Origin of the sequence: Methanobrevibacter sp. (assembly GCF_045636185.1) — an archaeon.
GTDB lineage: Archaea > Methanobacteriota > Methanobacteria > Methanobacteriales > Methanobacteriaceae > Methanocatella.
Window position 1 is genome coordinate 1 of the sequence record NZ_JAZTXC010000118.1, and the last position, 9264, is coordinate 9264.

General features: G+C 33.3%; 7 protein-coding genes and 1 pseudogene. 1 reads left to right on the forward strand and 7 read right to left on the reverse strand.

Annotated features, from left to right (window positions below):
- Positions 1-359 precede the first annotated feature (359 nt).
- Positions 360-527 carry a rubredoxin gene (locus tag ACKI3Q_RS06790; RefSeq protein WP_407415540.1) on the forward strand — a complete coding sequence of 56 codons (168 nt, stop codon included), beginning with the start codon at positions 360-362 and terminating at the stop codon, positions 525-527.
- 105 nt (positions 528-632) lie between these two features.
- On the opposite strand, the gene glmM is transcribed toward ACKI3Q_RS06790, so the two are convergent.
- From glmM to ACKI3Q_RS06825, 7 genes and pseudogenes are all read right to left on the reverse strand, one after another.
- A complete protein-coding gene (gene glmM, locus ACKI3Q_RS06795; RefSeq protein ID WP_407415542.1) occupies positions 633-1970 on the reverse strand; it encodes a phosphoglucosamine mutase in 1338 nt (445 codons plus the stop codon).
- A gap of 9 nt (positions 1971-1979) precedes the next feature.
- Complete coding sequence (locus ACKI3Q_RS06800; protein ID WP_407415544.1) at positions 1980-3218, reverse strand: 2,3-bisphosphoglycerate-independent phosphoglycerate mutase; 1239 nt, start codon at positions 3216-3218, stop codon at positions 1980-1982.
- A gap of 97 nt (positions 3219-3315) precedes the next feature.
- The gene (locus ACKI3Q_RS06805) at positions 3316-4935 is read right to left on the reverse strand and encodes an ABC transporter ATP-binding protein (protein WP_407415546.1); all 1620 of its coding nucleotides are present in this window, start codon (positions 4933-4935) and stop codon (positions 3316-3318) included.
- On the reverse strand, positions 4913-6577 hold the full coding sequence (locus ACKI3Q_RS06810; protein WP_407415548.1) for an ATP-binding cassette domain-containing protein: 1665 nt from the start codon (positions 6575-6577) through the stop codon (positions 4913-4915). Before ACKI3Q_RS06810 ends, ACKI3Q_RS06805 begins: the two co-directional genes overlap by 23 nt.
- An 11-nt stretch (positions 6578-6588) precedes the next feature.
- Complete coding sequence (locus ACKI3Q_RS06815) at positions 6589-7281, reverse strand: TIGR00297 family protein (protein WP_407415552.1); 693 nt, start codon at positions 7279-7281, stop codon at positions 6589-6591.
- Between the two features lie 70 nt (positions 7282-7351).
- Complete coding sequence (locus ACKI3Q_RS06820; protein WP_407415550.1) at positions 7352-9076, reverse strand: ATP-grasp domain-containing protein; 1725 nt, start codon at positions 9074-9076, stop codon at positions 7352-7354.
- 77 nt (positions 9077-9153) lie between these two features.
- A pseudogene (locus ACKI3Q_RS06825) lies at positions 9154-9264 on the reverse strand (30S ribosomal protein S3ae); the annotation flags it as partial.

Consider the following 9264-nt stretch of genomic DNA (forward strand, 5'->3'; position numbering starts at 1 on the left):
AACAAGAAACAGAAAATACAATGGAAGATTTAGAAGATTTCTGCGAAAGTACATCCATAAAAAACCAATTAAAACTCAATGTAACAATATTTTAAAAAAATCAAAAAGTCAGCCAAAATTTAATTTTGGCGGACACCCTTAATTAAAAAAAAAATGACTCCGTGTCTTTTTTGTGAAATTCATCTCCGACCTAAAAGAGGTCGGAGTATTCTTTCATTTATTTGATAAACACTCCACAAAATTAGTCAAAGAGTATCTACATGAAAGTAATGAAAAACAAATAAGTAATTTTAAATATCAGTATTAATACATTTAAAATTATATTGGCAATGCTAATAAAAAAATAAGGAGATAATAAAATGACTATATATGTTTGTTTACACTGTGAATACAGATTTGATTCAGAAAAAGGAGACCCAGCATACAACATTCCTGCTGGAGCAACACCTGCTGACATGCCAGATGACTGGGTATGCCCAGAATGCGCAGCATTAGGTAAAGAAGCATTTATTGCAGAAGAAGAATAAATCTTCTTCTAATTTTTTATTTTTTATTGATTCCTATTTTTTAAAATTGATTTTAAAATAATTTTTTGATTTGAAAAAAAAGTTAAAAAGATGAAAAGATTCATCTTAAATATTATCCATTATAATCTTTTTACAGATTTCATTGATTTCTTCTGCCCTTTCCTGGGAACGGGACTCCAATGTTATTCTAACATAGTCTTCAGTTCCGGATGGCCTTACTAAAACCCAGCTGTCATCTTCAAAGGTTAATCTGACACCATCAATTGAATTTATTTCACGAATATCATCAAAGGCACCCTTTAATAGCTCTTCCATATTGTTCATCACTTCAATTTTTGCCTCTTTTGAACATGTGATTTTTTCACGGATATTCGGATAGGACGGAATTTCAGCCAATAATTCTGACAATTTACCTTTTTTGGATACAAGTTCAGCCATTCTAAGGCCGGACAATATTCCGTCAGGACACATGCAGAAGTCTGGATGCAGCCATGTTCCGGACGGTTCACCACCGAATGCGGCGTTTTTCTCGATGATAACTTCAGCCACATTAACGTCCCCAACAGGAGTTCTTAAAACTTCTCCTTTGACGGATTCATCCATACATAATCCTGCATCGACAGTGGTTACTATGTCTCCATCGAATTCCTTTGAAATTAATGCCAGAAGTGAATCGAATGGTGAGATATTACCATTTTCATCTACTGTTATCATACGGTCAGCATCACCGTCATGAGCAATACCCAAGTCCGCCCCAACAGCCACCACGGTTTTCATGAGATTTTGCAGGTTTTCGGCATTAGGTTCGGGGTTTCTTCCAGGGAAAAATCCATCCGGCTGGGAGTTGAGGGTTGTTACTTCACATCCCGCTTTTCTAAATACTAAAGGTGATATTTCACTTCCTGCTCCGGATGCACAGTCAATGACAACTTTCAGACCATCCCTGATTTCAACCATGTTAACCAAATCATCTATGTAGCGACCTTTGATTTCCTCATTGACTGAAATTGAACCTACCTTGTCCCAGGTTACTGACTTGTATAATTTATTATTGTAAATGTTTTCGATTTCCGCTTCCTGGACAGAGGTATAAGCCATTCCATTCTTATTCCATATCTTAATTCCATTATATTGTGAAGGGTTGTGGGATGCCGTCAGCATAATTCCTGCATCGCCGTCAAGCTTTTCTGTTGCATATCCAACCAAAGGAGTTGGAACCATGCCGATTTTAACTACGTCCACACCGCTTTCAAGAAGACCTGCGCAAATGGCCTGGTCAAGCATTTCATTAGTGGTTCTTGTATCAAAACCGACAACAACTTTTCCTTCATTTCCAAGATAAGTAGCTAATGATTTTCCTACATTTAAAGCAAGCTCACATGTCACTTCAGAACCGATTTTTCCTCGGATTCCTGATGTTCCAAAGAGTTTCGCTGCTGCCATTTAAATCACCTAAGCTCCGAATTTATGTGCATAGTTCATTAAGTCCATCATGATGTTCATTACATCAGATCCGCGAATTCTGTTAAGTCCTCCTTTTGCGCAGGCAACCTCTGAGAATTCAGATACGTCATCCACCCTTACTTCAGGTCCCCTAATCAATACAGGTACAGGGTCTCCTGAATGGTTTAAAACGGATATTGGTGTTGAATGGTCAGCTGTCAGGAAAATATAAACGTCTTCAAGCTTTATCAATTCGCTCATTACAACTTCATCAACCTTTTCAATGAATTCCTTTTTCTCCTTGATTTGGCCATCGTGGCCTGCTTCATCTGCACCGTCAATGTTGATTAGGAAAAAGTCATGTTCTGAGTTTTTGACCTGATCTATGATTGTATCACGAATATTATCCAGATTGGTGTCAATCCCACCAGTTACATCTTCCATTTCGATGATGTCCATTCCTGCAAACCTGCCTATTCCCATGATAAGACCTGTTTCGGCAATACATGCGGAGTTGACTTCATACTTTTCATTTAAAGATTCCACTACAGGGACTTCACCTGCACCGCGAGGAATGATAATATTTGCAGGAGGTTCTCCTTCTTCAATCCTTTTTACATTAACAGGATGATCTTTAACCATTTCATAGGATTTTTTAACCAGTTGGTTTAGGATATCTGCTGTTTTTGCTGCTTCTGCAGAATCATCCAAGGCTTTTACTTCCTTAGGCTTATTGCCTTCAACTTTAGGGTCTGCATCACTAACCTTATCGGATAAACCTTCACCTCTTAAAACCAATACTGCCCTGTGGCCGGTAGATTCTTTGAAAATTATTTTAATGTCAGGATAATCATCCAAAACCATTGTGTTCAATACATCAACGATTTCCTTTGTACCTTCCTTGATTCTTCCTGCACGCCTGTCTGTAACTATCAAGTCTTCATCTGCAGTTGAAAAATTACATCTGAATGCAATATCCCCAGGCAAAACGTCCACACCGACACCATTTGCTTCAAACGGACCTCTTCCGGTGTAGACTTCATATGGATTATATCCTAAAATAGATAAATGTGCGGTATCACTTCCAGGAATAATACCTGGAGCAATTGAATCCATAATACCAGTAATTCCCTCTTTAGCCATCTTATCCATGTTTGGAGTATTTGCGGCCTGAAGAGGAGTTTGATTGTTAAGTTCTTTAATAGGACGGTCACCCATTCCATCCATAATTAATACAATTCCCTTCATTATATCACCTTTAATAATAAAATTATACATTAATAATTTTATGTTTTGATAGTTATATAATTTACATTTGGTGAGATAGAAAAATTATCAAAAAGAATTAATCCAAATAGACAGTCCTGTCGGCAAAATCTATAAATGTATCATCAGGAGTTAAAATTATTGCAGTTCTGTTTTCACATATGCTTTTTAATTTATCAGCAGAAAGATAATTAGGGTAATTTAAAATCAGGATTTCAGGATTAGATACTATAGCCCTTGCAACACAGATCAATTTTGCCTCACCACTACTGAAATTCTGGAAGTCATTTGAAATTGAAGTGTCATACCTGTCCGGGAATTTTTCAATCAAATCATGAATTTCAAGGAATTTACAGGTTTCAACTACATCATCGGCAGTCAAATTATCTCCGCCATGTGAAATATTGTCATGGATGCTTGCGCGAATGATGAAATCATCCTCCAGAGAAACTCCAAAAAGCTTCCTGTAGGAAGTTAATGACAAATCACCGATATTTTTATTGTTTAAAGATATTTCACCTGCAGAGGCGCTTTCAAATCCTAACAATAAATCAATTAGATCATCCTTATTTTCACCAATGAAATTGATTGTCTGGCCTTTATCGATTTTTAAATTGAAATTGGATATGTTTTCATATGAAACGTTTTTAAATTCAATATCACCATTAACGGCAGAATTATCCGTATTTGATTCAATGTCATCATTAACAGGATATTCCAATACTTCCAATACCCTGGCGAAACTGGAAAGACCTATCATGACCGAAGTGAAAAGAGAACTTAAGGACATTAAAGGCCTTTTAAAGAACTGGATATAAAATACCATTGTAGATAAAACTCCCATTGTAATCATTCCTTTATATGCCATATATCCTGCAATAAAATACAGAGAAACCTGAAGAACATATGTTAATAAGTAAACAAAAGGAACTGAAATATATGTATAAAACCTGGATTTGACAAAACTGTCCCTTTGTATGTCGTTTGATTTTGCAAATTCCCTTTTAGAATATTCTTTGGCATCATATGAATGAATCGGCAAACGGTTAATTAAATGATTGCCAATGAGTCCCATTTGCTGACCCAAATCATCCTGATGAATCTTATATGTATCTCCAGACTTTCTATAAGATAAATACATGATTATCAAATAAATAGGTATAGTAGCAATGAAAAGCAGACTTAACAACGGATTGACTGAAATAGTTGATATAATAACGAAAATGACAATGAGCACATCACCGACAAATAGTATTATGCTTTTATTTACAAAAGATTTAATATTTGCAACATCATTATTTAATCTGGCCATTACATTTCCGGAATAAATATGATTAAAGGTATTTGGAGATAGATAACTTAATTTTTCCTCCAACGCATACTTGAAACTGGCAGTTGTCTTTTCACTAATTTTTGACATGATTCTATTTATTGGAATTCTAAGAGAATAACCCACAATATAAAGCAACGCAATACCTATCAATTCATCATAAATATCCTCTATTGAAAATGAAGAAGATAACATGAAGGAACTATCAACAGTATTGATAATACTACCCAGATATTTTGGAGCATAAACCAGAAGGGAAATTGAAGTAATCATTAAAATTGCAACTATAATAAAGTGAATTCTAAATTCAGAAGCATATTCATAAAATTTTTTGACTAAATCTAATTTAGAGTACTTGCGTTCCATCATTACACCTCCTGGATTCATTAAATAATTTTTTATATGTATCACATGTTTTTATCAGTTCATCATGCTTTCCCTGTGAAATAATTTTACCATTATCCAAAACAAGGATATTATCAAAGTAAGAATTATTCTCAAAATCATTGTCTATATAAATAACCGTCTTATTTTCAAGCCTTCTCTCAATATTTTCCTTAATGATTTTTTTTGAAGCAGAATCAATTGATGTGAATGCATTATCAAAAATATACAAATCATAATCATGAGCCAACGCTCTTGCAATCGTTAACCTTTGTTTAAGATCAAGAGTCAGATTATTTCCATTTTCATTAACTTCAAAGGCCAAATCCTTTGTGAATAATGCATCATTGCATGCATTAAGTGCATCTTCGCGTGAAATATTATTATCTCCCAAAGCAATATTTTCAAAGACACTGTCTTTGAATAAAAATACTTTATTGGTGGTTAAACTAACTTTTGCATTCCTATCAATAAGTATTTCACCGGAATCAATATTATGAAATCCCATCATAGAATAGACTAAAGATGTTTTACCCGAAGCGATAGGCCCAACAATTAATGTTTTTGACTTATCGGGAATTTTAAATGAAATATCTGATAAAATTTGCCTATCTGATAATGTAAGTGAAACATTTTTAAATTCAATCCCATCAAAATTATTTTCTTTTCCATAATCTGATGAAATTTTTTCTAAAGCCAGAACTTCTTCAATACGTACTGCTGAAGTATATGATAAAGGATATATTGAAACAAATGGGGCTAATGAATACAAATGATTAATTAGATAAACAATGTATAATGATACAAAAATTACATCATCAATATTTGACGCGCCAGTACTATACTTGTAAATAACATTAAACAGGAATGCCATAAGTATAATATCCACAGTAATTAACCAGATGAGTGAAAAATTTAACTTATACTGGAATCTGAAACCTTTTTCATATGCATTATCCGCTTCGTTTTTGAAAATATTATTTGAATGCTCTTCCTTAGAAAAAAGTTTAATTACTTTTAAACCAGAGATTTTATCCAAAAACAAAGCATTTAATTTACCGTACAACTTTTTAACTTTAAAATATAAGTTTGATAATTGATTTAATCTGAAAATGAAAATAAATGAGAAAATTAATACAAATACGATGAAAGCAAATGAAGTCCATAGAGAAATGGAATACAGGTTAATCGCAATACATATGCAAGCAACAACAATTAATAAAACACGCCTAAAAATAATTAAAACAAATGATTGTTCTGTATCAACACCTCTGATGAGTCTTGTCATCAATCCAGAATAATTAATTCTATTTAAATCTTCAATAGTCTTCAGATTAAGCAATATCTCAAAAAGTTTTTCTTTAAGGTCATAAGCAAACTTGGATGCTACCGAAATAGAAAGATAAGAAATTACAATTGAAGCTATAATTGACAAAATAATTGCTGTGGTCACATCAAATAAAATATCAGAAGGAATATTGAAAAGTCCCTTTTTTATATGCATTGCAATAATAGGAAATAGGTCTAAAACATTCAATTGAGATTCAACATTCACATATGTGAAAAATACAATTATCAATATCTTAAGCCATTGCCTTTTAAAAAGAAATTTCATCAATTCTTTCATGATATCACAGCTCAAATAAGTAAAATACCCACAATAGCTCCCGTAATGGTCGCAATCAAATTAACATGCTCATTGGTCAACATATTTGCCCTTTCAAATGTTGCGCCAAGAAAACTGTCCATAAAACATCCCACAGTACCAGATATTACAGAAACAACAATTGCAGATACAGGATTGGCAACAATGCCCAAAAGGTATGCAGATATACCGATAATCAATGCTCCAAACATTCCCACGGCAGTTCCAAGAACGGATACTGCACCATCAGTTCCGGGATCCACTTTTTGAAAAGTCGTTATAAGTCTAGGCTGCTGCAATATTCCAATTTCGGAAGCTAAAGTGTCTGCAGTTGCCGTTGCGATAGCTCCAATAAAACCACCGACAAAAGGCAGGTAATATCCTCCAAATGCAGCCATCATAAATGCAACAATACCATTTGAAATAACATTTTTAGATGATCTTCTTCCCTCATATTCTCCTAAGGAACGCTTATATGATTTGGAGTATCTTGTTGCAAGCAATGATAAAACAAGAAATATTATTAACAGGAGTAGCCAATGTGCACCTGCTGAAAATATGATTACAACTCCCATCAGCACCATAGTCAGGGAACCTAACAAATCCAGGGATTTTCTCTTATAGGTTATAAACCCTAAAATGAATAAGGCCAATACATATCCCCAGTTAATCATTACTGCATCCATAATATCACTACTCAAATTAAATACTATATTTATCTAAAATAGTATAAAAATTTTTATCACATGATTAAATTCAATCTAGATAATATAGTGGATATGCATTATTTTTAGATGCTATGACAATATCCTGCAAATTATATGGAGGAAGCATAATTTTAAAGTTTAAAATTTTGAATAAAGCTTCTATACTTTTTCTGCCTCCGTTAAATAGTTGATAAGTATTTTTTGGGATAAAAATGAATCCATTATTATTGACTTTTGAAGAACTATCAAATAATGTTTTGATAATCTCTTCATCAGCAGTATTAACAATGCTTTTATTTAAGTTAATGATAATGAAATCAAAATTACTCTCAATATCATTCACTTCATCGAATTTTACCTGCAAAACGTTGATATCCTCAATGAACTGGTCCGTTACAAAAAGCCCGATACCATATTTTTCGGCATCACAAATTATGTGTTTAATATCATCCACATATTCTTCATCACTTTTAAGCCCAACATCATTTGATTCGTCATTTAAAACAAGTGAAAAAGCATATTTTTCAACATCCCTTAAAAAATCAAGGTCATGCTGAACAGTAGATGGATTTTCATGAACCAAATAAATAGTGCCCGGACTTGAATCCAAATCTTCAGTTTTGAAAAATTCTTTTGAGATTCCTTGGTCAAAATCAGCAAAAAGGGTTTTGTGGTGGCTTTCCAGTTTGATACTGATGTTTTTCATAGGTGATGAACTAGCAAGAATATCATTTGGAACAATGAAAAATTTCATGACACCCTTTGCATATAACTGGTATGGTTCTTGTAACTGCTGTTTGAATAATTCAGGCTTCAAATAAGAAGTTAAAACGCAGTCAGTTTCATGATGTCCTGCAATCCTGTCTAAAAATTCAATGTCCATTCCTCCACCGACTGGACGGCAATTAACTTCAATGAGGACAGGACCTTTATCGTCAATCATATATTCTCCATGAACAGGACCGTATTTAATTCCAAGTGCTTCTGCTACTTTGTAAGCATATTCAATCATTTCTGCTTCACCAAGACCTAATCCATTAATGGTTTCGCATGATTCGTATACAATAGCCCCATCGCTTGTTTTAATCTTATTATATTTCCAAACCAGCGTTACACGAGGAACACCATCGCAGGATACGGTATTAACAATATATTCCTCACCATTAATACGTTCCTGAACTAAAAATTCCTCATTTTTATCTCCATAGTAATTGGTTTTGGTGGACAATAACTTAAATGCATTGATTAATTCATCTTTATTGGAACAAATTCTCACACTTGATGAACCTGCACTATAAACAGGCTTAATAACAACATCTTTAAGACCTTCACTTTCATAAAAATCAATTGTATCTTCAATAGTTGTTACCTTCTTACCTTTGATTGAACGAATACCAAATTCAGCCAAACGATTATGCATCTCATGTTTTAAAGTCATTGCATCAATATTTTCAATAGGGTTGCATAAAAGATTCAAATCATTGGCTAATTTAGTTGCCAGGATAACACCTTTCTCACTTCCCGGCAAAACCAAAAGAGGGTTATATTTACGAACCATTTCAAGAGTTTCTTCATAGGTGTCCTGTTCATAAATTAGTTCAAATTCCTGCTTAATTTTAGAATAACCTTCTCGCATACCTTCAGTATATATTCTTGCTTCTTCAGTGTCAGCACTACTTGTTTCTAAAACAACAGGATGACATCCCATATTTGTAATATCTTCAACAAAATTACGGCTTGTAGACATGCACTCTACAACAACAATATTTCTCATTAAAACTCTCCATAATGAAAAAATGCATTAAAAAAATGAAATAGAAAATTAAAAAAAAAGAATATGTAAAAGTAATCCTATTTGATTACTTTACTTTTGATAATTTCCACTCTTTTAAGTGGGTAGATTTTTTTAGCTCTGTGGTAAATTTCAGAAGCTAATTTACCGTTTACTGATGATTTAACTAA